Raw genomic sequence first — 26,581 nt, 5'->3', positions numbered from 1 at the left:
TCATAGTGTCACCTAATCATCTATGAGGTGTATGATAACACCTCTAATCAGGTGGCCAAATTTAGTGTGCCACTACAATTGCCTCATGGTGCTTTATTCCGCAAAGGGGCCGAAGGTGTTATTCGCAAAGCGCTGCTCGAACAAGACATGTTAGAAGCGGTGATCGGGCTTGGCCCTAACGTGTTTTATGGCACCCAGTTAGCTGCATGTGTCATGGTCTTCCGACGTGCTAAGCCCGCCGCTAAAGCAGGTAAAGTATTGTTTATCGATGCAGCAAATCAAATCCGCGTGGGCCGTGCACAAAACTTCCTCGAACCTAGCCACGTCCAACAAATTTATGACTGGTATAAACAATTCCAGGATGTGCCAAATCACGTCAAAGTGGCATCACAAGCCGATTTAGCAGCCAATGATTACAACCTCAATATTCCGCTCTACGTTGAGAAAATCATTGAAGATGACCTACCTACTGTGGAAGAAGCAATGGCAGATTTAAAACGTGCATGGCAAGAAAGCCTTGCGGCAGAAGAAAAATTTAAAACGATTTTACAGAGGTTTCTCTAATGGCCGGTTACGAAGCACCTATTACCATCAAAAAAGCTATCGACAATATTCGTAAACGGCATTATGTGCTGCCATCTATTCAACGCGAATTTGTTTGGGATACCGACCAAATTGAAACGCTGTTTGATTCGTTGATGCGCGATTACCCAATTAGTACTTTTTTGTTTTGGAGAGTCGATAAAAACAAAATTAAAGACTTTCAGTTCTATGAGTTTTTAAACCACTACCATGAGCGTGACAACAAGCATAACCGTAAGGCTGATATCTCAAATGATGAGGATATTATCGCTTTGTTGGATGGTCAGCAGCGTATGACCTCGATGTATGTTGCGCTCACAGGCACGTATGCCAAAAAAATGCCGTATTATCAGTGGAATAGTCCACACGCATTTCCAGCCAAAAAGTTGTACTTAAATTTACTGAAACCGTCGGATGAATTGGAAATTGAATACGATTTCAGGTTTCTGTCCGCCGACGAAGCGCAGCCAACAGAAGGCTATTTCTGGTTTGAATGCGGTAAAATTCTAGATATCACCGATATGAGTAAAGTGTCCATGTTCTTGATGAAGAACAAACTGATGGATACCTCGGTGTATACCGAACAAGAGTCAGAATTTGCGATTAACACGCTGAACGAGTTCTTTAACGTGGTACACCAAAAAGGCTGTATTAGCTATTACCTCGAAGAAGGGGAAGAGCTTGATAAGGTGTTGCAGATCTTCATTCGCATTAACAGTGGCGGTACTAAGCTGAGCTATTCCGACCTTTTGCTTTCTATTGCTACCGCGCAGTGGAAAGACAAAGATGCACGTGAAATCATCCATGAGTTTGTCGATAGCATTAATAAAATTGGCGATGGCTTTAACTTCAACAAAGACATCGTTTTAAAGTCATGTTTAGTGCTCGCCGATTTTGATGTGAAATTTAAAGTCGATAATTTCACCAAAGAAAATATGGCGATCATCGAAGCCAATTGGGAAAATTCTTCGGCTGCAGTGCGCGCCAGTATCGAGTTAGTTGCCAAGCTGGGTTACAACCGAGATAGCTTAGCGGCAACCAACACCATTATTCCAATTGCCTACTTTATTTATAAAAACGGTTTTGTAGATAGCATTCTGCACAGTTCACATCGTGAAGCCGATCGCAAAGCCATTAAAGAATGGCTTGCCCGAGTTTTACTGAAAGGGACCTTTGGTGGCCAGCCGGATTCGATTTATCCGAAAATGCGGGATTTAATTAATAGCCACTTAGGCAAGTTCCCACTGCAAGAAACCATTGAGCATTACCGTGGCAGCAGAAAATCCATTAGTTTTACTGAAGACGATATCGAAAACTTACTCGATATGCAGTACGGCAAAGCCAAAACCTATTCGGCATTAACCTTGTTATACCCAGGGCTTAATAATGCCTATAAGTACCATCAGGACCATATCCACCCCCAGGCATTTTTTAACAAAGCCAAACTGCGCAAACTGAATATTGCTGAGCCGGATATCGAAGTGTTTTTAAATCACTTCAATAAACTACCCAACCTGCAATTGCTGGAAGCTACCAGCAATATTGAAAAGAGCGATCAGGAATTTAAGCAGTGGTTAGCGAAAAACTTTAGTACTGAGGATGCACGAGAAAGTTATCTACGGCAAAACCTGATTGCGCCGAGTCAGTCGCTGGCGATTGAAGATTTTCTAAGTTTCTTTGAGCAGCGGCGGCAAAATATTAAAAACCAATTAATGCGTTTGCTTGATGTTAAACAGGCTGCCGTTGAAGTAGAGAATGCCGTTTTATGATGACCCAACAAGAACTTGAAAAATACCTGTGGGGTGCCGCTGTTGCACTGCGCGGCACCATCGATGCCGGTGATTATAAGCAGTACATTTTCCCGCTGCTGTTTTTTAAACGAATTTGCGATGTGTACGACGAAGAGTATGAGCGCGCTTTAGCCGAGAGCGATGGTGATATTGCCTACGCCGAATTTGCCGAAAACCACCACTTTCAAGTGCCAGCAGGGGCGCATTGGAATGACGTCCGTAATGTCACGGTGAACGTGGGTGTAGCCATCCAAGATGCGATGCGCGCCATCGAAAAGGCTAACCCCGAAACGCTCTTCGGGATTTTTGGCGATGCCAGCTGGACCAATAAAGAACGGCTTTCCGATGAAACGCTCATCAACCTGATTGAACACTACTCCCAGCATAAGCTCAACTTGAGTACCGTACCCGACGATAAACTTGGCAATGCCTATGAATATCTGATCAAAGAGTTTGCTGATGACAGTGGCCACACCGCCGCCGAGTTTTACACCAATAGAACCGTGGTGAAGCTGATGACCATGATTATGGATCCGCAGCCTGGTGAATCGGTGTACGACCCAACCTGCGGCTCTGGTGGTTTACTCCTTAACTGTGCGCTGCATTTAAAAGAAGAAGGCAAAGAGTACCGTAACCTTAAACTCTACGGCCAAGAGATTAACCTGCTGACCAGCGCCATTGCCCGCATGAACATGTTTATGCACGGCATTGAGGAGTTCGCCATTGTCCGCGGCGATACCCTGGCAGCGCCAGCCTTTATCGAAAATGACGAGCTTAAAAAGTTTAATGTGATTCTGGCCAACCCGCCTTATTCGATTAAAGCATGGGATCGCAAGAGTTTTGAAAATGACCCGTACGGCAGAAACCTATGGGGAACGCCACCGCAGGGATGTGCGGATTATGCGTTTGAACAGCACATTCAGAAAAGCTTAGACTCTGAAAATGGCCGATCTATATGCTTGTGGCCGCAAGGCATTCTCGATAGAAATTCGGAAGACGATATTCGTTCTGAGTTTATCAAGTCAGACAGAATCGAAGCGGTTATTGGCCTTGGCAGAAACTTGTTTTACAACTCGGGTATGGAATCCTGTTTGATTATCTCAAATACCAATAAGAAGTCATCGAGAAAAGGGAAAATCCTCTTTATTAACGCTTCAGATTTGGTCAAGAAAGAGAAGACCATTAGTTATTTGGAAGATACCCATATCGCAAAAATCTTCAATGCCTATAGAAGTGAGCATGATATTGATGGTCTTTCCAAAATGGTTTCTATCGATGAAATCATTGACAATCGGGCATCGCTGAATATCAGTCTCTATGTGAATAAATACGACGAAAGCCATGAACACACTTTTGCAGATGTTCTCCAGAACTGGAACAACTCAGGTTCAGAGCTAAAAAAATCAATGGAAAGTCTCTTTGCAGAGTTGGGTAGCCATGCAGTTTAAAGTTGATAAAAGTAATTGGAAAAAAGTACGGCTTGGTGATGTGGCAACCGAGTACAGCAAGCGCTGTAACAACCCGAGTGAAAGCGGATTTGAGCGCTTCATCGGCTCAAGCAATATCAATCAGTGGGATTTTCGAATTAATAGTTGGGAATCAACCGATTCGGTAACATCAGCAATGAAACTATTTGAGCCCAATGACTACCTATTGGTTCGAAGAAGTCTCTATGCCAGTGATTTTCGTGAGCGCGCACCGCGTGCGAATTTTGCCGGAGTTTGTTCCGGTGACATTCTGACGATTCGTGAAAATCCCAAGATGATTGCCGACGGTTTTCTTATCGGAATTTTGAATAGCCCTGCGCTTTGGAAGTATGTTGTCGCCAATGCTTCCGGTTCGATTACCCGCCGCATCAAATGGCGCGACCTCGCCAACTACGAATTTCTCCTCCCACCCAAAGAACAGCAGGCCGAACTGGCAGAATTGCTCTGGGCGATGGATGAGGTGATTGAGAAGGATTTTGCTGTGCTGGAGAAGCTTAGAGTTTCAAAAGAGTCAATGGAAAGAGTATTCCTTAAGGATGACTCATATGAAACTGATTCTATAATGAATATCGCATCTGTACAGCGTGGTAGATTTTCCCATAGGCCTCGAAACGCCCCTGAATTCTACGGTGGAAATATCCCATTTATTCAAACAGGTGAAGTTGTTGAATCTGACAAATACATTTCAAATTTCACACAGACTTTGAATGAGAAAGGCTTGTCTATTAGCAAAATGTTTCCTATGGGTACAATAGTAATGACAATCGCTGCGAATATTGGTTATGTCGGAATTCTTTCTTTCGACAGTGCCTTTACGGATAGCCTTGTCGGTATACAAGCGGACGAGAATAAAGTTACACAGGACTATTTGTATTATTACTTAAATTCTAAGCGACTTGCAGTTGAGAGTCTGGCGACTCAAAGTGCACAAAAAAATCTAAGCATAGAGGGCTTTAGCAGCTTCCAAGTTGCATATCCTTCGGACAAGAAAAAACAAAACCAAATTACGGCTAGCTTAGATTCTATAAGAGAAATAATCGATACTACATTAGAAAAAATCTCCGCCTCCAAAGCCCTCCAAAAATCCCTCATCAACGAGGTATTCTAATGGCCTTTACCGAACTCAACTCCGTCGAATACTTCATCATCCATAAACTTTCGGGCACCAATCTCAATACTTTGGATAAAGCGGTTGCAGATGCACCAGAGGCTGTCTATGGCCAGCACTGGCACTATCGTTCGGCGCAGGAACTGAATCGCAGTGTTAATGAGGTACTGTTGGAAGATGAGTTAAAGGCGGCGCTGATCCGGCTAAATCCAGAAATTCAGCAAAAGCCAGAGCGGGCAGATGAAGTGATTTATGCATTGCGGGGAGTATTGAACTCTGTCGCGCATACCGGTTTGGTAAGGGCCAATGAAGAATTCTTGAAATGGTGCATTGGTGAAAAATCCATGCCTTTTGGTGAAAACAACGCGCATCGCCCGGTACGGATCTTCGATTTCGACGAGATGACTAACAACCACTGTATTGCCACCAATCAGTTCCGTATTCATCACCGTGAAACCAAAATCCCTGATGTAGTGCTGTTTATCAATGGTATTCCAGTAGTGGTGGGCGAAGCCAAAACACCTATTCGCCCGGCCATTTCTTGGCTTGATGGCGCGCACGAGATTCACGATATCTACGAAAATGCCGTGCCACAGCTGTTTGTGCCGAATATTCTATCGTTTGCCACTGAAGGCAAAGAATTGTTTTACGGTGCCGTGCGCTGCCCACTGGAGTTCTGGGCACCATGGCGCATTGAAGAAACCGATACGGCTTTAGTAAAAGCGCTTGGCCTTGCGGAAATTGGCCATGAATTGGCTGACTTATTAAACCCCGCGCGATTACTGGATATTCTGCGCAACTTTACGCTTTTTTCATCGAACAAAAAAAAGCAGCGGATGAAGGTTATTCCGCGTTTTCAGCAATATGAAGGTGCCAATAAAATTGTCGCTCGGGTGATTGAAGGGCAAATTAAAAAAGGCCTGATTTGGCATTTCCAAGGCTCGGGCAAGTCGTTATTGATGGTATTTGCCGCGCAAAAGCTGCGCCGAACCCAATCGTTAAAAAGCCCGACGGTTTTGGTGTTAGTCGACCGTACCGACTTAGATACGCAAATCTCCGGCACTTTTAATGCCGCCGATATTGCCAACGTGGTCACCACCGATAGTATCAACGAGTTACACGATTTACTGGCGAAAGATACTCGTAAAATTATTATCTCGACTATTTTTAAATTCCGCGATGCCAAGCCCAATATGAACACCCGCGACAATATCATAGTGCTGGTGGACGAGGCGCACCGCACGCAAGAAGGTGATTTAGGCCGGCAGATGCGCGCCGCCTTGCCAAATGCCTTTTTGTTTGGTTTAACGGGGACGCCAGTCAATAAAACCGACAAAAACACCTTCTGGGCCTTTGGTGCTACCGAAGATGCTGGCGGTTATTTATCACGCTATACCTTCCACGACTCAATCCGTGACGAAGCGACTTTGCCACTGCACTTTGAACCACGTTTGGTTGATATTCACCTCGACCGCGAAGCGATTGATGCTGCCTTTGAAGCCTTTAAAGATGAAGCCGCACTCACCGATGAAGAGGCTGATGCGTTAAATAAAAAATCCGCCAAGATGGCGGCGTTTTTAAAATCGCCTGAGCGAGTCGCAAAAATCGTCGAAGATATTGCCACGCATTTCGGTGAGAAGGTTGAGCCGCATGGCTTCAAAGCCATGATAGTGACGCCAGACCGCTATGCCTGTGTACAATACAAAGAGGAACTGGATAAGTACTACCCACCTGAAGCCAGTGTGGTGGTAATTTCTACCTCAGCAAACGACGACTTTGACTTTAAGCAAAAGTGGGGCCTCGATAAAAGCCAGCAAGAAAAAGTGGTGGAAAGCTTCTGTAAAAACGACACGCCAGAGAAGTTTTTAATAGTGACCGCCAAGCTGCTGACGGGTTTTGATGCGCCCATTTTACAGACAATGTATTTAGATAAGTCGCTTAAAGATCATACGTTACTGCAAGCCATTTGCCGGACCAACCGCTTGTACCCGAATAAATCCTTTGGCCGTATCGTCGATTATTTTGGCGTATTTGATGATGCTGCCAAGGCGCTGGAGTTCGATGAGAACACCATGCAGCAAATCGTTACGAACTTATCGGAACTGCGTGATGCCTTCCCGGCAGCGATGCAAGCGGCCTTGGCACATTTTGTTGGTGTCGACAGAACGCTTGATGGTTTTGAAGGCTTAGAAGCCGCGCAAAATGCCATTAAAGATAACGAGAAAAAAGACGCTTTCGCCAGAGATTACAAATACCTCAGTAAGCTTTGGGAATCGCTGTCGCCAGACAGAATTTTGGATGCGTATACTGCCGATTACCGTTGGCTGACTCAAGTGTTTGAATCTGTGAAACCAGCGGCGGACAACGTGGGCAAGTTGCTGTGGTTCTCATTAGGGGCCATGACCACGGAGCTTATTCACCAACATGTGCATGTCGGGGGGATTCACCATCTGGATGAGTTTGTGCTTGATGCCGATGTGATAGAAGACATATTCAATAACCCAGATCCGAAAAAAGCGAAGGCCATTGAGAAAGAGCTGATCAATCGCTTTAAACGCCATGCCGGTGACCCTAAATTTAAAAAACTGTCCGAACGCCTGGAAGAACTGCGCAATAAAGCCGAACAAGGTTTGTTGTCATCGATCGAGTTTGTCAAAGAGCTCTGCAAAATCGCCCGAGATACCGTGGCGATTGAAAAAGAGATGATGAGCAACGAAAAAACACCGCAAGCGGCATTAACAGAGCTTTTCCTGGAACTAAAAACCGATCAAACCCCGGCAGTAGTGGAACGAATTGTTGCTGACATAGACGCCATTGTGCGGATAGTGCGCTTCCCAGGTTGGCAAAACACCACAGGTGGCGAGCGTGAAGTGCAAAAGTCACTACGCAAGGCATTGTTGAAATATAAGTTGCATACCGACCAGGTGCTATTTGACCGAGCGTATGGGTATATCAAAGAATATTATTAAAAGGATTTACCAAATTGAAAGTTTTGAGTGATGTCTGGACTTCTATTACAGGTAATGCAAACGCGAGGGTAAAAGACCCTGTTATTGGTAGTTTTGTTGTAGCTTGGATCCTTTGTAATTGGGACAAATTAGCCATCCTATTTTTCGGAGACAATAAGGTCGAAGAAAGAATAGGCAATCTAGTAGAGAAAATGGCGATCATTCAAAGCCCAGAGTTGATTTACCAAGACCTAGATTTGCTAATCCTTCCAAGTCTTATTGCACTAGTTTATCTATTTATACTTCCTACAGTATCCTTGTGGGTAAATCAAAAACAGAAAAAACCGATAATTGCTCAGCATTCTCATGCTGTCGATGTTGAGATTGCCCAAGCGAAAAAACAGTGGGAACTTAATAAAGAAAAACTGCGTTCGAATCCAAATAAAGGTTTTCTTGAAAAGGATGTTGAGCTGGATATTCAGAGACAAAAAGCACGCGACGAACTGAGAAATAAAATTCGAAATGAGTATTTAGATAAAAGAATAAAGACATCAACTGCCTTAGCAACTAAAAGCACTGAAGAGGCAGCAATTCTGGAATTACAGCGTCGCAAGCTTGAACAGGAGGTTGAGGAAAAAGAACGTAAAAGCACCAGCGAAAAGCTCAGATTTGAGAGACAAGCAACGCTCCTTAAGGCAACAATTGCATCTCATCGTTTCCCAGCGGCATATTTCTTTTTACAAAGATTGTCTGGAGCTCTTAGGGAAGACAACATTGTAATGTCTTTGGAGGGGTTATCTGAGACTGTTGCCGCCATTTTTGGTTACGACAATTTTGAGCAAATGATCAATGATGAAGATTTCACAAATGAGAACCTGGAAAAGCTAAAGTACATTCTGGCTAGCAATGAGTTGGTCAATAGACTAGCCGAAATCTGTAATGCCGAGATTGATGCTGAAGAGAAGCTAGATCCTGAAGTCATTTTTCAGCATATACAAACCATCTTTGAAGATCTTCCTTATAAATTTCTGTCAGAGGATGGATTGGTCGAGGCAATATCTGAATACGTTCATGAAGTCACTCACGAAATTCTGAATAGTGAGGAACTATCCGGCCCAATGGCTGAGACAGACACAATTTTTGAAGAGCTTTGGCTTGAGGTTCAAGACTACCATAATGATGTAAGTTTTAGTGTCAAATTCCATGGTTACGCAAGCGGCCCGCATCGCAAAGAAAGTGATGTTCAGGGAAGAGAATTAGAAGTCAATCTAACAGCAACCACCAAGCCGATTATCGGCTCATTTGGATTTGGTGAGTTGACATACAAAATTAAGGGTGCGCCAAGAGACTATGATTAAGTAATCGGGTAATCAATTTTCGTAACGTAGATTACGCAATCAAACATTATCAAGTGTATAAAAGCAATACCTCCCAAGCCCGAGCCTGAGCAACCAGTATGCTTGGGAGTTGTCTTTTCAGGTGATTATTTTAGCCAGATGCTCGGCTAACTTAGCCAGCGCCTCCTTCTGCTCATCAAAATAATCATGCTGGTTATAAATCCCTTCAACACCTTGCAGTTTATGGTTTAAGCAGCGCTCGGCGACATAGCCTGGTACGCCTAGTTGCGCCAGCAAGGTGCGGCAGGTGCGGCGTAGGTCGTGTACTGAGAAGTGCTGTATATCGCCCATTTTGTTGGGTGGTTGTTTCTTTTTGCCCGCTTCATGGCCAAATAGCTTGGTAATGGCGCGGTTTAGCGTGTCGGCCCCCATATGTGGGTTTTTGCTGCTGCGCCGATTGGGGAACACATAGGGTAACCCTGCTGCACGAATTTCCAATTCTTTAAACCAGGTTACGCATAGCTCAGGTAGTGGGATAGTTATTCCTACACCAGACTTGCTACGCGCCTTTGGTAACTCCCAAATTCCCGCCTCTAGATCGATCTCTTGCCAACTGGCTTCTGTTAGCTCGCTTTTACGCACGCCTAGCGTGACTAATAGCGCACAGGCCAGGTAATTCTCTCTGGCGAAACTATCCGTATTTTCCCGAAACACTTTAAATACTTGGGTAAGCTCTTCAAAGGTAAGCGCCCGATCTTTGCTTTGCTCTACGCCGCCGGCATCGCTTACGTTAAAGGCACTGGCAGGGTTGGCACCCACTACATCGAGTTTTATGCCGTGGTTAAATAGCTGCTTTAAATACAGCAGGGCGTCATTAGCGGTGGTGGGGCGGCCAGATTCGGTAATGGCTTCGATAATAAACTGAATATCACGCGCGACCACTTTGTTTGGCGCGGCAGCGCCGATATGCGGTGCGATATCTTTGCGATAAACCCGCTCGGGGATATTCGGGTGCTTAAGGCGTTTGATATTGCCTTTATGCCAGTCGGCAAATAAGTCGTCTACGGTTTGCAGTTGTTGCTGCTTAGCGCGTTGTTTTAAAAACAGCGGATCAACTTTTTCTACCACTAACTGTTTTTTCTGCATTACAGCTTCAGCCCGCGCTTCGGCTAATGTCATATTGGCGTACTGGCCTAACGTCATCTCGCGGCGTTTGCCGTTGGAGGTATAGCGTAAAAACCAAAAAGGCTTACCGAATTTAGGTACTGTTAGGTATAAACCTTCACCATCGCCAAATCTACCTGGCTCGCCCTTAATTAACGACTCCACCTTCTTTGTAGTTAGGCTACCCATATTCCCTCTCAAATCAGTAAGTTACTTTTTGGTGAGTTACCCACCACTTGCGACCTGAGTTAGTCTAACATACCCACCACTTTACCCACCACTTGTTTGTGGCTTTCGGTGGATAAAGGTGGATTTCGGTAGACTTGGTTTTTTATTAAGTTATTGAAATTATATGATTAATGTATCTTGGTGGATGCCGGTAGATATCATTCAATATTCTGGATCTGCTCTCTCATCTGTTCAATTAACACCTTAAGCTCTACCGCCGCATTGGTGATTTCCGTACTGATGGCTTTGGACGACAAGGTATTCGCTTCGCGGTTAAACTCCTGCATCATAAAATCTAAGCGTCTGCCGCAGGCACCGCCTTTTTTCAGGGTGTGGCGGGTTTCTTTGATGTGGGCATCTAAACGGTCGAGCTCTTCGGCGACGTCCGATTTAGACGCTAAAAACGCCATTTCCTGCTCTAAGCGGCTTTGGTCTACATCTGCTTTAATGTCATTTAAACGGTTAACAATGCGATCGCGCTGCCACTGCATGGCTTGCGGTAAATGGCTCCGGACAAAGGCAACCTGCTCACCAATGGCGGTTAAGCGCTGCTGGATCATCTGCTCTATGGCTTCACCCTCGCGGCCACGGCCAGCGAGAAAATCCTGCAGTGCTGTGTCAAAACCGGCCAGCAGTTCGCCCTGCAGCGCGTCCAAATCTTCAGTCGGTGTTTCCATCACTCCCGGCCAGCGCAGAATGTCTGCGATATTGAGTTGTGCATTTGGTGCTTTTTGCAGTAATTTCTCTGCTTTTTGCAGCAATTGGCCGGCAAATTCTTCATTAAGGGTGAGCTCGCCGGCGGCCTGATTAGCATGATAACGCAGATTCACTTCAATTTTTCCGCGTTGCAGGCTGTTACGGAGTTTGTCGCGCAGCAGGCTTTCTAAACCACGAAATTGCTCTGGTAGCCGGAAATAGCTTTCCAGGTAGCGCTGGTTTACTGAGCGGATTTCCCACTGGGCAGTGCCCCAGCTGGCTTTGGTTTCGTGGCGGGCGAAGGCGGTCATGCTGTGGATCATAAAAAACTCTCTGGCGACAAATAAAACCAGAGTATACCCGACGCTGGAGCTTTTTGGCGAATTGATGGCTCTGAGTAACGTTAACCTCTATAATAACGGCCATTGTTAATTTCAGGAGTGCAGCTATGCGTCCAAGTGGCAGAACCGCCAGTCAGATCCGTCCCCTTACTTTTACCCGTCAATTTACCGCTCATGCTGAAGGCTCGGTGCTGGTTGAGTTTGGCAATACCAAGGTAATTTGCACCGCCAGTGTGGTAGAAGGTGTGCCGCGCTTTATGAAAGGCCAGGGTAAAGGTTGGGTAACGGCAGAATACGGCATGCTGCCACGGGCAACCCATACCCGCAATGACCGTGAAGCGGCGCGTGGTAAACAGGGCGGCCGTACCATGGAAATTCAGCGCTTAATTGGCCGGGCACTGCGCACGGCGGTCGATTTAAAATTGCTGGGTGAGAATACCATTACTATTGACTGTGATGTAATTCAGGCCGATGGCGGTACCCGAACGGCGTCTATTACCGGTGCTTGCGTGGCGCTGGTGGATGCGCTTAATTTTATGCGCGCCAAAGGCACCATTAAAACCAACCCGTTAAAATACATGGTAGCGGCGGTTTCAGTCGGTGTATACAAAGGCACGCCGGTCGCCGATTTGGATTACGCTGAAGATTCTAACGCCGAAACTGATATGAATATCGTCATGACAGAAACCGGCAAAATTATTGAAGTGCAGGGCACAGCCGAAACTGAGCCTTTCAGCTTTGATGAAATGCAGCAAATGATGGATTTGGGTCGCCATGCCATCCGGGAAATTATTGAAGAGCAAAAGCGGGTACTGGCGTAGGCAGGAGGCAGCAAAACCATGAAGCAGTTTCAACGTGATTTTATTGAATTTGCCCTGGCTCGTCAGGTGTTAAAGTTTGGCCAGTTTACGCTGAAGTCGGGCCGTACCAGCCCGTATTTCTTTAATGCCGGTTTGTTTAATACCGGTAGTGATCTGGCGAAACTGGGCCGGTTTTATGCCGCAGCATTGCAGGATGCAGCGATAGAATTCGACGTGCTGTTTGGCCCGGCCTACAAAGGTATACCTATTGCTACCACTACAGCGGTGGCGCTGGCGGATCATCATAACCGGGATGTGCCATATTGTTTTAACCGCAAAGAAGCCAAAGCCCATGGTGAGGGTGGTAATTTAGTGGGCGCAGCGCTGAAGGGCAGGATTATGCTGGTAGATGATGTGATTACTGCCGGTACTGCGATTCGCGAGTCGATGCAGCTTATTCAGGCTCAGGGCGCCGAGCTGAGCGGCGTGCTGGTAGCACTGGACCGGCAGGAACGCGGCCAGGGCGAGTTATCGGCCATTCAGGAAGTAGAGCGTGATTTTAATACTAAGGTTGTGGCTATTATCAGTCTGCCGGATCTCATCAGCTATTTAGCTGACAAGCCAGAAATGGCAGAGCATCTGGAGGCAGTAAAAGCTTACCGGGCGCAATATGGAGTTAAGATAGCGTAGTTTGGTTAGTAACAGAGCACAGGGTCAGGAGATGCTTTCTGCACCGGCTTCAAGGATCACATCCCTGTGCCCCTTCAGCCTGCGCGGCATCCATGCCGCTGTTCAGAAAGCACACCTGACCCTGCGCTCTGTGTAAGTTGTCAGTTAAATAACGCCTGTTGTAATAGCGCCCATTGGTTTTGCCAGGCGCTGGTTGGCAGGCGTTTAAAGCCGGAGCGAACAAACTGGCTTATTTTGCCCTCTACTGTGGCCAGCAACAGGTTGGCCAGCTCGCCTTCATCAATACTAAAACCTTTACCTTCGCGTAATTTCCGTTCGCGCAGGGTTTGTTTAAACTGGGTTTCCAGCTTTTCAAACAGCGCAGCAACCCGCTCCAGTAAGCGTTCCTGTTCACCTTGTAGTGCGTCGCCGGTGAGAATGCGGCAAAAGCCGGGGTTACGCTCGGCAAATACCAGAATCAGCTGCATCATCAATTCTATCCGGCTTTGGGTGTCTTTATGTTCATCCAGAATGTTGTTAATTCTGGACAGCAGGGTGTCTTCAATAAACTCAATTAAGCCTTCAAACATCCGGGCTTTACTGGGGAAGTGACGATATAGCGCTGCTTCTGACACCCCGACTTTTTCGGCCAGGGCAGCAGTGGTGATCCGCTGGCCATTGTTGCTTTGCAACATGGCGGCTAACGCCTGCAAAATATCTTCTTTTCTGTTGCCGCGACGCGGTGTTGACATAGCTGTTCCTGAATTCAAACTAACTTTTACCAGAGTGGCCAAAGCCGCCCTCACCACGCTCTGAGGCGGCAAAACTCTCGACCAGCTTAAACTCGGCCTGTACCACCGGCATAAATACCAGCTGGGCGATCCGGTCACCGGGCTCAATATTGAAAGTCTGCTGGCCGCGGTTCCACATCGACACCATTAATGGCCCTTGATAATCAGAGTCAATTAAGCCAACCAGATTACCCAGTACAATACCGTGCTTATGGCCCAGGCCAGAGCGCGGTAAAATGGTGGCGCATAAATTCGCATCACCAATAAAAATCGAGATACCGGTTGGAATTAATACCGTTTGGCCAGGCTCCAGGGTCAGGGTTTGATCCAGACAAGCCCGTAAATCAAGGCCGGCCGAACCCGGCGTGGCATAGGCCGGTAGTGGAAATTCATTACCAATACGGGGGTCAAGGATCTTCAGCTCAATTGCTTTATTCATTTGTTGGCTTCGCTCGTTGTGCTTTTATTAGAAAATTGCTTTGAAATCAGAGTTATCAGGCTTTCGGCCAACGCGGCTTTGCTTTGCAGGGCCAAGGTCTGCTCGCCACCTTGCCACAGTAGTGTTACCGCATTCTGATCGCTGTTAAAGCCGGCATCAGGTTGCGAGACATCATTAGCACAAATCATATCCAGCTTTTTGCTGGTCAGTTTTTTGCGGGCATAGCTAAGGACGTCATTGGTTTCTGCAGCAAAACCTACGGTAAAAGGCCGCTGTTTAGTGAGGCCCGCTACGGCGGCGATAATATCGGGGTTTTTAATCAGGTTCAGTTGCAGCTGCTCACTACTACCTTTTTTCAGCTTACTGGTAGCCACTTCGGCGGCGCGATAGTCTGCTACGGCAGCACAGCCGATAAAAATATCGCTATTTACCGCTGCTTTTAATGCCGCCTCGTGCATTTGCTGTGCACTGATAACATCTGTCCGCTTAACTCCGGCCGGGGTAGCAAGTTGCACCGGGCCACTGATAAGGGTGACATCAGCGCCCATCGCAGCGGCAGCAGCGGCCAGGGCAAAGCCCATCTTGCCGGAACTGTGGTTAGATAAGTATCGCACCGGGTCCAGCGCTTCGCGGGTAGGGCCGGCAGTAATAGTAAAGCGCAGACCGGTTAGGCGGGAAGTGGCCGTCGCGGGTCGCTCAATGCTTTGCTCAATGAGCGTTACCAGCTCCAGCGGTTCAAGCATCCTGCCGTAACCTACGTCACCACAGGCTTGCTCACCGGCACCCGGGCCATAAATGTGAAATTTATGTTTTTTTAGTGTTGCTAAGTTTGTCTGGGTAGCTATATTGTTATACATCTGCTGATTCATAGCGGGCGCTACTGCAACCGGTGCCGCCGAGGCCAGTACACAGGTGGTCAGTAAGTCGCTGGCCATACCGTGGGCCAGTTTGGCGATAATATCGGCAGAGGCGGGGGCAACCACAATCAGGTCGGCCCATTTGGCCAGCTCAATGTGGCCCATTGCGGCTTCCGCCGCCGGGTCAAGCATGCTGGTGCTAACCGGATTGCCTGATACCGCTTGTAAGGTGAGCGGGGTAATAAATTGCTGGGCAGCCCCGGTCAGGATCACTCTGACCTGTGCGCCCCGCTCTTTTAAGCGGCGGACTAAATCGGCACTTTTGTAAGCGGCTATACCGCCACTAATGCCCAGTAATATACGTTTTGCTACCAGTGTCTGCTGCATAAATACCTAAAGCTGGTCCGAAAATCATCGGCATAAGATAACACGGAACGTAAAAATCAGCACCAATTCAGGGAGGATTCAGATGGCAATTTCTGACTGGCCATTAACCGAGCGGCCGCGGGAAAAACTGCTGCAACTGGGACCTAAGGCGTTATCAGACGCCGAGCTGCTAGCGATATTTCTGCGCACCGGGGTAAGTGGCTGTGATGCGGTAACGCTGGCGCGCCAGCTGCTGAATCATTTTGGCTCGCTGCGCCGCCTAATGGGTGCCAGCCAGCATGAGTTTTGCCAGGCTAAGGGCCTGGGCGAAGCAAAATTTGTTCAGCTGCAGGCGGTGCTGGAGCTTAGCAAGCGCTATATGCAGCAACAATTGCAGCGGGAAACGGTGTTTACTGAGCCGGCCCTGGTGAAAAAATTTTTATCGCACACTATTGGCCACGAGCAACGCGAAGTATTCTTGCTGCTTTACCTTGATAATCAGCATCGTTTAATTGCCAGCGAGCCACTATTTATGGGGACTATTGACGCTTCGCCGGTGTATCCGCGTATTGTAGTTCAGCAAGCTTTACGTCATAATGCCGCCGCCGTTATATTGGCTCATAATCATCCTTCCGGGGTGGCAGAGCCAAGCCGCGCCGACAGGGCAATAACGGAGCGCCTGACCCAGGCCATGGCTTTGGTAGATATTAAAATACTGGACCATTTTGTGGTGGGCGATGCAGAAGTTGTGTCTTTTGCAGAACGCGGCTGGCTTTAACAATATTTAAACGATACAGGCGGATCGCCAATGGATCTGCCTGAAGTGCCATTTAAATTCTCTTGAGTTTAGTGGGGCTTTCGTGTATAAAGTGCGCCCTCATCCATTTTCGGGGCAACCTTCAAGGCCAGAAGGGTGAATGATAGCTCGAGCTGACGTAATTTTGGAGAAATATAGACATGTCTAGAGTATGCCAAGTAACTGGCAAAGGTCCGATGGTAGGTAACCGTCGTTCGCACGCCAACAACGCGACAAAGCGCCGTTTCCTGCCTAACCTGCAAACTCACCGTTTCTGGGTTGAAAGCGAAAACCGTTTTGTTACTTTACGTACTACCACCCGTGGTATGCGTATTATTGACAAGAAAGGTATCGACGCTGTGTTAGTAGACGTTCGTGCCAACGGTCACAAGGTATAAGGAATTAACACATGCGCGATAAAATCCGTTTAGTTTCTTCTGCCGGTACTGGCTTCTTCTACACTACAACGAAGAACAAGCGTACCATGCCAGAAAAAATGGAAATTAAAAAGTTCGATCCTAAAGTGCGTAAGCACGTGATTTTCAAAGAAGCGAAAATCAAGTAATCGACCTGAAAACCCGGCCTTAGCCGGGTTTTTGCTTTTTACACCCCGCCTAAGTTACTATGCCGCTGCCCCTAAGCAGACAGGTTCTGCCCTTATGCAGAAAATATAGCTATGTTAAAACTCTCGCGTCGCAACTGGAATAACGTGCTGATTTTTGCCGTGCTTATTCTGATGTTTGTGTTGTATGGCATTCCGCAACGCTTGCAACAGAAAATGGCTACGGAGCACCGGCTTATTCCATCAGATGCTCAGCTGCTAATGATAGGCTTTGCCAGCAAGCGCCTGGTGAAGGCCGGACCACAGTGGCAAATACAACCGACAGCTGACAATATTGACCCGGCACAACTGGCACTGGCCTGGCAGCACAGCCAACTGATACCGGTAGAGGCTGTGCCGATGCAAAGCCGGGTGCCGGTGGCACAAGCCAGTGTCCAGCTGGTTGGTAAGTCGAGCCCGGTGATCTGGCTGCTCTATCCGGCCAATGTTGCAGACAATAACGACGGTAATAACCAGTACCTGTTGCAACAGGCCGGAGATAACCAGTTTTATCAGCTGAGCCGCCAACAAGCTGAGCAATTATTTATGCTGGACTGATTTTATTGGAGTAACAGTAGTGCCGGAATTACCCGAAGTAGAAGTATCCCGTTTAGGCATTAGTCCTTATTTGGAAAATCAGCAGCTTGTCGGTGTAGTCGCCCGTCAGCGCCAGCTGCGCTGGTGGATCCCGGATGAAGTGATTGAGTTATCGAACCAGCCGATACTAGCAGTGACACGCCGTGCCAAGTATTTGTTAATCCGCCTGCCAGCAGGTGAGATTATTCTGCATCTTGGCATGTCAGGGCATTTGAAGGTGGTGGCCGGTGATTCGCCGCCCGGTAAACATGATCATCTGGATTTACTGCTATCCAATAACAAAATACTACGGTTAAACGATACCCGCCGTTTTGGTGCCGTACTGTGGCAGGCGAAAGATCAACAGCATCCGCTGCTGGCTGCTTTAGGCCCTGAACCACTAACCAGTGACTTTAGCGCCCAGACGCTGGTTGATGCTTGTGGTAAACGCTCAGCTGCCATAAAACTGGTAGTGATGGATAATAAGGTGGTAGTAGGGGTGGGTAATATTTACGCTAACGAGGCCTTGTTTAAAGCTGGTATTTCACCTACCGCGCCAGCTAACAGTGTTGCTGACGATAAACTTGCGCTGCTGAGCACCGTCATAAAAGAAACTCTGGCGGCAGCAATTGTGCAGGGCGGCACTACGTTAAAAGACTTCAGCCAGGCTGATGGCAAGCCAGGTTATTTTAAACAACAATTATTAGTGTATGGCCGGGGCGGCCAGCCTTGTGTGAATTGTCAGCAGCCATTGACTGAGATAAAGCTGGGCCAGCGCACGACGGTTTTCTGTAGTCTGTGTCAGCATTAAATTGCGTTAAAAACGTCTCTTGGCAGTGATCCGCCACTGCCAGCTACCAAGCTCGGGGTTGTCGGTAACCGGGCGGGTTAAATCAATATGCACCATAGTGCCGCGGCTGGAATGAGTAGATAGAAGACGGACACCGACACCGACGCCGTATAAAATATTATCATCAATTTCATTTTCGCCACGTTGCTCTGCCCCCCAGCTGCGACCTGCATCGGCAAAACCGGCAAAACCCACGTCAAAGATATGCAGGATATTCCAGTCGGTGTAATAACGATACTCGGCTGTGGCAACCATTCTGTTATCACCACGCTGGTAAAATAATGGAAAGGCCCTTAAGCCGGTGTCGCCACCTAGATACAATGCCTCATCGGCGAATAAATCTTTGCCACGTTGTAAATCCAGAATACCGACGACACTGCTTTGCCGGTTTAGCTGATACACCATTTGCCAGTGCGTGCTGATCAGCTGTTGGCGTAAGTCGGCCATTTTCAAGCCATGGTAGCGGAAACTGGCCAGCAGCCAGACGTCATGGTGTAACGACCAGGCTTTTTCAACTGCGGCATCTACCTGCCAGCCGCTGGCATCGGCTCCCAGCCCTTGTTGCAGCATGCCCAACCTCAGGTAGGCTTGCCAGCCCAGGTTAATATCTTCAACCCGGTTAAACTGGTTAATGTTGTACAGCTTGCGATACTGATCTTCCAGCAGCTGATATTCAACCCAGACTCTGGACAGGTTACGTTCGGCCGGTAAATCAAATAACGTATCTTCATTTTCAATAAAACTGACATCTTCCAGAGTTACGCCACTGTTCAGTCGATGAATGCGTTTACTGTTGCCAGCCAGACGCCAGCCAATAAAGCTGGTAAAACCTTGCTGGGTGCGATCGTACTGGTTAACCTTTTCTCCTAAGACATAGTCGTTTATTTGTTGCTTGTCTTTGTATACATCAAAGCTTACTGCCCAGGGGGAGCTAAGCCGGTAAAACGGCCGCTGAATATTAAACTGATAGCTTTCGCCATCAGAATTATTGGCGTAGCGGGTTAGTGCCTGCCAGTGACTGCCCAGGATGTTCGGGCTGGCAAAACTAAATAAATAGCCGGTACGTTCAGCGTCCTTCGCGTAGTCCAGTTGTAATTGGTTGCCGGTGCCCAGCAGGTTATCTTCGGCTATGCCAATAGAGTATTCTGTTGCCCCGCCCTCGCTGGAGAAGTCTATTTTGGGAAGCAGTGACCAGTTATCCCAGGTTGTAACCAGTACCTCAACGGTATTGTTTTCTGGGCAGTACAGGCTTACCTTAACGTCGGCATCACGAATATAGCTGCGACCCCGCAAAATACGCTCGGTTTCAGCCAGCTCAGCTAAATTTAACGGGCTTTCTGGCTGAAACAGCAAATCGTTAGCGATAGTGACTTCTTTAGAAATAATATGGCTGTAGTTGGCAAAACGATGCAACCAAAAGGTACCGGGTTCGGACAGATCAAACACATTTTGCTGGTCAAAATGAATAGCGCTGATGGTCAGGCTGGCATTCTGTATATCTGCCATATCAAATAAACGGGTGCAGTCGGCATCTGTTGCCGGGTAAGCTTCATTAAGCATAATGTTGGCAAATAGCACAAAAATAACTGACAGACGACTAGCTCGCATATGGCTTAGTCCTCCTGCTCTGCAGATGTGCTGGCGCCAGTTGCTGTATTAATGGTAACCGGTGCCGACCCCTGACCAAAAATTACTGTGCGTTGCGGAAACGGAATTTCGATACCTGCCTGGTCAAACGCGATTTTAACTTCCTCCTGAATACTATTGCGTAAATCACGGAAGTTTTCCCGTTTGGTCCAGACACTGAACTGAATACTCAGCGAGGAGTCAGCGAAGCCGTTAAAAATAAACAGTGGTGCCGGCTCATCCAGGCTAAGTGGATTAGCATCTGCCACTTGCTGTAATATCTGACGTACTTTGCTGATATTCTCTTTGTACGCGACGCCAATCATTAAATCAAACCGCCGGATGGGAAAGCGGGTCATGTTGATCATTTCAGTTTTGATCAGGCTTTCGTTTGGGATCCGGACATACAGGTTATCAAAAGTACGCAGTTTTACTGACAGCAAATCAATCGACAACACTTCGCCGGTGGTATTTCCCACTTTAATAACATCACCAAGTTGAAACGGCCTTTCACCAATCAGAAACAAGCCGCTAATCAGATTGGAGGCCGATGTTTGTGAGGCAAAGCCAATAGCAACCGACAGCACACCGGCTGCGCCGAGCAACACCCCCAGCGAAAATCCAAGTTGACGTAACGCTGAAGCAAAAAATAACGCCAACACCAGCCAGTAAACTAATCGTTTAAACAACACTGCGTGGTGCTGAGAGAAATTGCGGCTAACCAGCTTCTGTACGCCACGACTTGCCAGGCTTGCCAGCAATAAGCCGGCGCCAAGCAAAATGGCAGCCTGCAACATATTAACCATCTGTTCAGACCGCAAAAAGGCGGTAAATTGCTCCATTATCAGCGGCTCCTGTTAGTCATTAAACATACCGGTAAAGGCCCTGAACAGTCCCTGTTTTTCAATATGCTGCCGTGGCTCTGCTACCCGGGCTGCCGCGGTAACGCCAGCCGGTAACTGCTTCGTTATTTTAAACCGGGTCAGCGCCAGATTGCCGTCGTGTTGTAAGGTGATCGGGTCAGTCCAGAGTGTTCCATCATGCAAACCATATAGCGCCAGGTAAGGTACCGGAATACTTAATTTGTCCAGCTCCAACATGGTATCGGCATTATTTTCGATAGTAATAGCGGTAACTGCGCGATGTGGCCGTGCCGGTATTTCTTGCCGGTTATGGCGGGCCTGAGTCTTGTCTGCGTAGCACAGCTCACCATGCAACGTAGAGGGGCCAAACCAGGTATCAGACAGGCGCTGACTGCTGATATTTGTCAGATTGCACTGGGGTTGCAATACATTTACTTCTACCATCACAGGTGAACTGATATAAAACACGGCTTGCTGTGCCGGGGGGATACTGATTTTGGTGCGGGTTTTCACAACCACGGGCCGGTCGAGTAATTTAGGGGTCAGGCAAAACTGAGCTGGCGACTCCCGGAAAACAAAACGTTGTAAGTTATCCAACTGAGGCAGCCGCTCAGCTTGCTGACTGGCCAGCTGATAGCGCTCCTCCTGTTCACTTTGGATGGTATAGCCCAGCAACCATTCAGTAGGTAATCTTTGCAAAAATAATATCAGCGGACCAACGGTATATTGCCAGCATTGGCCATTGGTAAGGGCAATGGGTAGCCACCAGGGCGCCAGTGCTGTTGTATTGTTGCTATGTTGTGGTTGCATAAAGAGTCCGGTAAAAAGCTTCCGCATTGGCATAGTAGCAGAGCGGCGGTATCTGTAATGTTAATTTTTGCTGTGCCCTGATTGTTATCCTTGTCGCCAGATTTTAAAATGATGGTTAAATTTTACTTAATAAGCAATATGTTATTTCAGTTAAGCGATCGATGAAGCGCCTTGTAAGCTCAGCGTAAGATGGTAATGTAGCTTACAAGCGTTGATAACGAGTATGACTGCAGCTTTATGAAATTACGCTTAATAAGCTATGTCTGTATTTGGTGGGGCATACTTAAATGAGCTTGTCACGCCTGAGATAAGAGGTTGCCATGGAATTACCTGACCTGATTTACCGGCTGCGCTCAGCGCTGGAAAATAATACAGTGCAGTTGCTGCAGGATCAGCTGGAGGACGTGCATCCGGCAGACTATGCCGCGGCGATCAGTGAATTTTCACTTGAGCATCTGTGGATGTTGCTTGCAGCTCTGCGCCGGGCGGAGCAGGCTGAGGTATTTGGTTATCTGCCAGCTGAAGTGCAGGTGGCGTTGGCGATAAAAATCAGTCGGCGCAAACTGGCCCCGATCATCCGCCAGATGTCGTCAGATGAGCGCGCCGATTTATTTAACCGTTTAACCGACGAGCAGCGTGAAATGTTGCTGCCGGCTCTGGCTCAGGCTGAGCGCGAGGACCTGCTGCTGTTATCCAGCCATCAGGAAGGAACGGCTGGCGCAATTATGACCTCAGACTACGCCATTCTGGCACCAGATATTAACGTGCGGGATGCGCTGGATGTGCTGCGTCGCGAAGCGCCTGACAAAGAAACCATCTATTCTGCTTATGTAGTGGATGAGCAGCGTAAGTTGATTGGCGTGGTGTCACTGCGTGAGCTTATTCTGGCGCCGGCTACCATGCTGGTAGATGAGTTGATGAACCATGATCCTATCTATGCCACGGTGGACATGGCACAGGAGCAGGTGGCGGCAATGGTAGCCAGATATGACTTGCTGGCGCTACCGATTTTAAATGCGCAGCAGCAGATGGTAGGCATTGTTACCTACGATGATGCGATGGACGTCGCCGCAGAGGAGGCGACAGAAGATTTTCATAAAACAGCCACCATCGGCAAACTGGACGGCAATGTTAAAGACGCCAGTATTGGATTGCTGTATCGCAAGCGTGTGTTTTGGCTGGTGGTACTGGTATTTGGTAATATTTTCTCCGGCGCCGGTATCGCCTATTTTGAACAGACTATTGCCAGCTATCTGGCGCTGTTGTTCTTTCTGCCGTTATTGATAGCCAGTAGCGGCAATGCTGGCGCACAGTCGGGCACCTTAATGGTGCGGGCCCTGGCTACCGGTGATGTTAAATTGCGCGACTGGGGCTCATTACTGGCCAAAGAGTGCCTGGTAGCCGGTTTACTTGGCGCTACCATGGCATTTGCTGTGGTATGGCTGGGCTGGTGGCGCGGTGGTTATGATATTGCTATCGTCGTGGCCGCCACCATGATGCTGGTAGTCATGGTCGGCAGTCTGGTTGGCTTGTCGTTACCCTTTTTGCTCAGCCGTTTAAAGCTCGACCCCGCCACCGCCAGCGGCCCGTTAATCACCTCCATCGCCGATGTCGCCGGGGTGGTATTGTATTTCTCTATTGCTACCTGGTATCTGGGGTTGTAACGCTTGAACGTCCGGGCTGTTCAGCCTGGCAATGGCTGCAAAAAACCGCTATGGCAGTAACCATCTGCCAGGCCATCGCCTTGCAAATCTACCTGACTCCAGTCACCGTTCTGTTTCATGACATTTACCAGCTGGCCGCTGGGTAATGTCGTTTTGATCTCAAAGCTGGTGCCGGGCCCGGCTCTTAACCGCAGGCCGTCTCTGGCGGTAACCCGTGCTTTTATAGTGGAAAGGCTGGCTAATATGTTACTGCCAGTGTTGTCAGTGGTTGCTTCTGCCGGTAGCGGCGGCCGCGCTGGCAAACCAGATGGCAATGGTGGGGCAGGCGGCAAGCCCTGCCAGTTAACTATGGCTTGCTGCAGATTTTCGGCCCAGTCAGCGTCGCCATCAGGCGGATAGTCGCCGGCTTGCAGTTGTGCCAGGCTTAAGTTTTGCAGTTGTAAATGAGGCAGCTCCCAGCTTAGTGGCTGCAAGCCATGTTTGCCGGCAAGTTTGTGCAATTGCTGCCACCACTTTTTACGCTCGCCGCTATCGTCCCAGCTCCATTTTCCATCAATATACAATACAAAATCAGCGGCCACGCCATATTGATGCATTGAGCTCCAGGCATCAGCATTGGTAACCCGTGGGCCGGGTTTACTGCGGCCCTGGCCATATAACTCGCGCTGACGCCCCGGTGAACGAAAGCTTTCAAACACCCTGAACGGTAAATTAGCGTGTGCCAGATCCTGCAGTAGTAATGCGACTTTATGCCGGAAAACCGGATGCAGGTGTGCCATATCGGTGTCTCTGCTCATTTTTCTGCTCCTTGCCAGGCGCAACGGAAATGTTTAGGCCCGCAGTGAGTATAGTCTGCGATTTAAAAAATGCGTTGACCGCTGAATCAGCCAGCTTGCCCCGACAGTAGAAAAGCTTTACACTTGCGCGGCAACCAAGGGGTGCACCTGTAAAGGTGCTGAGATGCTTTCGGGCAAACCCTTAGAACCTGATCCGGATTATACCGGCGGAGGGATGGTGCTAACTCCTCAAGCTGGTGTGATCTCTGTTTTTAATGGAGAGTCATACAAAAATGCGTTTTTCCCCATCTGTACTTTCGACTGCTGTAGTTACAGCGCTTTGTGCCGCGTCTGTATCGGTGTTTGCTCAAACCAGCGAAGCCTCTGTTGATACTGCTATTGAGCGTATTACTGTGCAGGGCGATTTTCGCCGCCAAACTGCTGGCCAGCTGGCGGGCAGTGTCACCGTGGTGACTGCCGAAGATGTACAGCGCCAGTCGGTGCAGCATCTTGACCAATTGTTAAATCAGTTTGCCAACGTTAATTTCAGTGCCGGTGCCTCTCGCGGGCGGTTTATTCAGGTGCGCGGCATTGGCGAGCGCAGTGAGTTTGTCGATACGATTAATCCGTCGGTGGGTATTCTGATTGATGGCATTGATTATTCGGGTCTTGGCATCAGTGGCATCAGCGATATTGCCCAGTTTGAAGTGTTTCGCGGACCAGAAGCCACCCGCTTTGGCGCCAATGCGCTGGCCGGCATGCTTAACCTTACTACAAAAGGCCCAACCGACAGTGCCGAGGGTAAAGCCAGCCTGACAGTAGCCAATTACGACAGCTATCAGCTGGCCGGCCAGTTCAGCAATGCTATCAATTCAACGTGGGGCTACAGTTTGTCGCTGGAGCAACAGGTTTCAGACGGTTTTATTGAGAATCGCTTCCTAAACCGTGATGATACCAACAATATTGACGAGTTTACCGGTCGTTTTAAGCTGTCTTTTCAGGCGACTGCCGATCTTAAACTGCAACTGGTCAGCCATCTGGTAGATCAGGACAATGGTTACGATGCCTTTTCACTGGACCGTGATCGGACAACGCTGTCTGATGAACCCGGCCAGGATAAACTGCACAGCAAGGCGCTGGCTCTGCAGGCAGATTATGCTGGCTTATCTTTTGCCAGATTACATGGCCAGCTTAGTTGGCTGGATGCCAGCATGGACTATGGTTTTGATGAAGACTGGAGCTATGTGGGGCTGCACCCCGATGAATATTCAACGACTGACCGTTATTTACGGGATCGCGAACAGTTGACCCTGGATTACCGGCTGGTTTCTACTGATGCCGGCCGGCTTGGGAGCAGCGACTGGGTACTGGGGATTTATGCGGCCAGCAAAGAGTTTGATTTAATCCGTCAGTTCTGGAACTGGGATTTGTGGCAGGCCGATACTTTTGCCAGTGCCCTGAACCGCAGTAATCTGGCGCTCTACTCTGAACTGAGTTCACCGCTAACCGAGCGTTTGACTCTCGTTTCGGGCGTGCGGCTGGAACGCTATGAAGATGAGTACGCTGACAGTAGTGCCAACCAGATAAGTAACAGTGACACTATGTGGGGCGCTAAGCTTAGCCTGAATTATCAGCCAGGCCCGCAGGCACTAATCTATCTGTTGGCGTCACGTGGTTATAAAGCCGGCGGTGTAAATGGTGATGCCCTGGCCAAAGCGGCAGATGACAATTTAAGTGAATTACAGAGCAAAGCCAGTTTTGCTCCGGAAACCCTTTATAACGCTGAGTTTGGGGTAAAAGGCACGGCCCTTGATCAAAGCCTGGTAACCCGGGTCGCCGCTTTTTACATGTGGCGCGAAGATATGCAGGTTAAAGGCTGGCTGAACCCGGACAGCGGACCGCAATTTGCCGGTTTTATTGATAACGCCGGCAGCGGTCGTAACTACGGTATTGAAATTGAAAATCGCTTGCAACTGCACCCACAACTGGCACTAATGGTAAATGCCAGCTGGCTGAAAACAAAACTGGGTAACTACGTGACCATTGATGGTGAGGATTTCAGCGGTCGCGAGCAGGCACAGGCACCACGGTTCAGCTACAGTGTAGCGGCTGACTGGTATCTTAGTGATACCGTGACGTTTAATGTCGGGCTGCAGGGTAAAGACAGTTTTTATTATTCTGATGGCCATAACGCCCGCTCCAGCCGCTACGAGTTACTTAATCTGCGATTAAATTACCAGCTGCAGCAATGGCAGTTGGCAATATGGAGTCGCAATGCGCTGGATCAGGATGTTGGCGTACGGGGTTTTTACTTCGGCAATGACCCACGCGATGGCTATGAGCCACATGTGTATGAGCAGTTTGCTGAACCACGCCGGGTAGGCCTGAGCGCCAGCTACCAATTTTAACGTTACGA

The 26,581-nt window shown here is 48.2% G+C and carries 24 protein-coding genes and 1 riboswitch; of the genes, 15 read left to right on the top strand and 9 right to left on the bottom strand.

The genetic code is table 11. From position 1 onward, the window contains the following. Positions 1-66 precede the first annotated feature (66 nt). Genes KQY15_RS14085 through KQY15_RS14060 form a run of 6 tightly spaced genes read left to right on the top strand, consistent with a single transcriptional unit; the run spans position 67 to position 9,273 of the window. The gene (locus KQY15_RS14085; protein ID WP_217670214.1) at positions 67-564 is read left to right on the top strand and encodes an N-6 DNA methylase; all 498 of its coding nucleotides are present in this window, start codon (positions 67-69) and stop codon (positions 562-564) included. Continuing rightward, positions 564-2,351, top strand: a complete 1,788-nt coding sequence (locus KQY15_RS14080; protein ID WP_217670212.1) for a DUF262 domain-containing protein — start codon at positions 564-566, stop codon at positions 2,349-2,351. Before KQY15_RS14085 ends, KQY15_RS14080 begins: the two co-directional genes overlap by 1 nt. Then, positions 2,348-3,820, top strand: coding sequence for a type I restriction-modification system subunit M (locus KQY15_RS14075; RefSeq protein WP_217670210.1), 1,473 nt, complete (start codon positions 2,348-2,350; stop codon positions 3,818-3,820). The genes KQY15_RS14080 and KQY15_RS14075 overlap by 4 nt, the downstream gene beginning before the upstream one ends. Further along, positions 3,792-4,967 (top strand): restriction endonuclease subunit S, encoded by a 1,176-nt coding sequence (locus KQY15_RS14070; protein ID WP_217670208.1) that lies wholly within the window; start codon positions 3,792-3,794, stop codon positions 4,965-4,967. Before KQY15_RS14075 ends, KQY15_RS14070 begins: the two co-directional genes overlap by 29 nt. Further along, a complete protein-coding gene (locus KQY15_RS14065) occupies positions 4,967-7,936 on the top strand; it encodes a type I restriction endonuclease subunit R (RefSeq protein ID WP_217670206.1) in 2,970 nt (989 codons plus the stop codon). Before KQY15_RS14070 ends, KQY15_RS14065 begins: the two co-directional genes overlap by 1 nt. 14 nt (positions 7,937-7,950) lie before the next feature. Next, on the top strand, positions 7,951-9,273 hold the full coding sequence (locus tag KQY15_RS14060; RefSeq protein WP_217670204.1) for a hypothetical protein: 1,323 nt from the start codon (positions 7,951-7,953) through the stop codon (positions 9,271-9,273). A 117-nt stretch (positions 9,274-9,390) separates the two neighbouring features. On the opposite strand, the gene KQY15_RS14055 is transcribed toward KQY15_RS14060, so the two are convergent. Together KQY15_RS14055 and KQY15_RS14050 are read right to left on the bottom strand one after the other, a co-directional pair. Then, complete coding sequence (locus KQY15_RS14055) at positions 9,391-10,605, bottom strand: tyrosine-type recombinase/integrase (protein ID WP_217670202.1); 1,215 nt, start codon at positions 10,603-10,605, stop codon at positions 9,391-9,393. 197 nt (positions 10,606-10,802) lie between these two features. Further along, positions 10,803-11,663 (bottom strand): YicC/YloC family endoribonuclease, encoded by an 861-nt coding sequence (locus KQY15_RS14050; protein ID WP_217670200.1) that lies wholly within the window; start codon positions 11,661-11,663, stop codon positions 10,803-10,805. 125 nt (positions 11,664-11,788) lie between these two features. Here KQY15_RS14050 and rph point away from each other — a divergent pair, with 125 nt between their 5' ends. Then, a complete protein-coding gene (gene rph / locus KQY15_RS14045; RefSeq protein WP_097112337.1) occupies positions 11,789-12,502 on the top strand; it encodes a ribonuclease PH in 714 nt (237 codons plus the stop codon). Positions 12,503-12,520: 18 nt separating this feature from the next. After that, complete coding sequence (gene pyrE, locus KQY15_RS14040) at positions 12,521-13,171, top strand: orotate phosphoribosyltransferase (protein WP_217670198.1); 651 nt, start codon at positions 12,521-12,523, stop codon at positions 13,169-13,171. A 140-nt stretch (positions 13,172-13,311) separates the two neighbouring features. Here the strand turns inward: pyrE and slmA are convergent, their stop codons facing one another. From slmA to coaBC, 3 genes are read right to left on the bottom strand one after another with little or no spacing between them, the layout of a single operon-like run. Then, a complete protein-coding gene (gene slmA / locus KQY15_RS14035) occupies positions 13,312-13,902 on the bottom strand; it encodes a nucleoid occlusion factor SlmA (RefSeq protein ID WP_217670196.1) in 591 nt (196 codons plus the stop codon). A 19-nt stretch (positions 13,903-13,921) separates the two neighbouring features. Further along, positions 13,922-14,380, bottom strand: a complete 459-nt coding sequence (gene dut / locus KQY15_RS14030) for a dUTP diphosphatase (RefSeq protein WP_217670194.1) — start codon at positions 14,378-14,380, stop codon at positions 13,922-13,924. Next, positions 14,377-15,624, bottom strand: coding sequence for a bifunctional phosphopantothenoylcysteine decarboxylase/phosphopantothenate--cysteine ligase CoaBC (gene coaBC / locus KQY15_RS14025; RefSeq protein ID WP_217670192.1), 1,248 nt, complete (start codon positions 15,622-15,624; stop codon positions 14,377-14,379). The genes dut and coaBC overlap by 4 nt, the downstream gene beginning before the upstream one ends. 82 nt (positions 15,625-15,706) lie before the next feature. Between coaBC and radC the strand changes: the two genes are divergently transcribed. The 5 genes from radC to mutM all read left to right on the top strand — a co-directional run bounded on the left by radC (position 15,707) and on the right by mutM (position 18,387). Then, positions 15,707-16,381, top strand: a complete 675-nt coding sequence (gene radC, locus KQY15_RS14020) for a RadC family protein (protein WP_217670190.1) — start codon at positions 15,707-15,709, stop codon at positions 16,379-16,381. Positions 16,382-16,560: 179 nt separating this feature from the next. Further along, positions 16,561-16,797, top strand: a complete 237-nt coding sequence (rpmB, locus tag KQY15_RS14015; protein ID WP_026349251.1) for a 50S ribosomal protein L28 — start codon at positions 16,561-16,563, stop codon at positions 16,795-16,797. Between the two features lie 11 nt (positions 16,798-16,808). After that, positions 16,809-16,964, top strand: coding sequence for a 50S ribosomal protein L33 (rpmG, locus tag KQY15_RS14010; protein WP_008219722.1), 156 nt, complete (start codon positions 16,809-16,811; stop codon positions 16,962-16,964). Positions 16,965-17,075: 111 nt separating this feature from the next. Next, entirely contained in the window at positions 17,076-17,558 is a 483-nt protein-coding gene (locus KQY15_RS14005) for a hypothetical protein (protein WP_217670188.1), read from the top strand. A 19-nt stretch (positions 17,559-17,577) separates the two neighbouring features. Continuing rightward, positions 17,578-18,387: a bifunctional DNA-formamidopyrimidine glycosylase/DNA-(apurinic or apyrimidinic site) lyase gene (mutM, locus tag KQY15_RS14000; protein ID WP_217670187.1), complete on the top strand. Its 810-nt coding sequence runs from the start codon at positions 17,578-17,580 to the stop codon at positions 18,385-18,387. Between the two features lie 6 nt (positions 18,388-18,393). On the opposite strand, the gene KQY15_RS13995 is transcribed toward mutM, so the two are convergent. From KQY15_RS13995 to KQY15_RS13985, 3 genes are read right to left on the bottom strand one after another with little or no spacing between them, the layout of a single operon-like run. Further along, positions 18,394-20,034 carry a BamA/TamA family outer membrane protein gene (locus tag KQY15_RS13995; RefSeq protein ID WP_217670185.1) on the bottom strand — a complete coding sequence of 547 codons (1,641 nt, stop codon included), beginning with the start codon at positions 20,032-20,034 and terminating at the stop codon, positions 18,394-18,396. 5 nt (positions 20,035-20,039) lie between these two features. Further along, a complete protein-coding gene (locus tag KQY15_RS13990; protein WP_217670183.1) occupies positions 20,040-20,894 on the bottom strand; it encodes a mechanosensitive ion channel family protein in 855 nt (284 codons plus the stop codon). A 15-nt stretch (positions 20,895-20,909) separates the two neighbouring features. Then, positions 20,910-21,725 (bottom strand): DUF432 domain-containing protein, encoded by an 816-nt coding sequence (locus tag KQY15_RS13985; protein WP_217670181.1) that lies wholly within the window; start codon positions 21,723-21,725, stop codon positions 20,910-20,912. 320 nt (positions 21,726-22,045) lie between these two features. On the opposite strand from KQY15_RS13985, the gene mgtE reads away from it, so the two are divergent. Then, a complete protein-coding gene (mgtE, locus tag KQY15_RS13980; protein WP_217670179.1) occupies positions 22,046-23,389 on the top strand; it encodes a magnesium transporter in 1,344 nt (447 codons plus the stop codon). 20 nt (positions 23,390-23,409) lie between these two features. Here mgtE and KQY15_RS13975 read toward each other — a convergent pair whose 3' ends face one another. Beyond that, entirely contained in the window at positions 23,410-24,186 is a 777-nt protein-coding gene (locus tag KQY15_RS13975; protein WP_217670177.1) for a M15 family metallopeptidase, read from the bottom strand. A gap of 127 nt (positions 24,187-24,313) precedes the next feature. Further along, positions 24,314-24,418, top strand: a riboswitch (TPP riboswitch). Positions 24,419-24,458: 40 nt separating this feature from the next. Here KQY15_RS13975 and KQY15_RS13970 point away from each other — a divergent pair. Next, positions 24,459-26,573: a TonB-dependent receptor gene (locus KQY15_RS13970; RefSeq protein ID WP_217670175.1), complete on the top strand. Its 2,115-nt coding sequence runs from the start codon at positions 24,459-24,461 to the stop codon at positions 26,571-26,573. Positions 26,574-26,581: the final 8 nt, after the last annotated feature.

It is taken from the genome of Arsukibacterium indicum (assembly GCF_019100565.1).
GTDB lineage: Bacteria > Pseudomonadota > Gammaproteobacteria > Enterobacterales > Alteromonadaceae > Alishewanella > Alishewanella indicum.
This window is presented reverse-complemented; position numbering and strand designations above follow the sequence as displayed.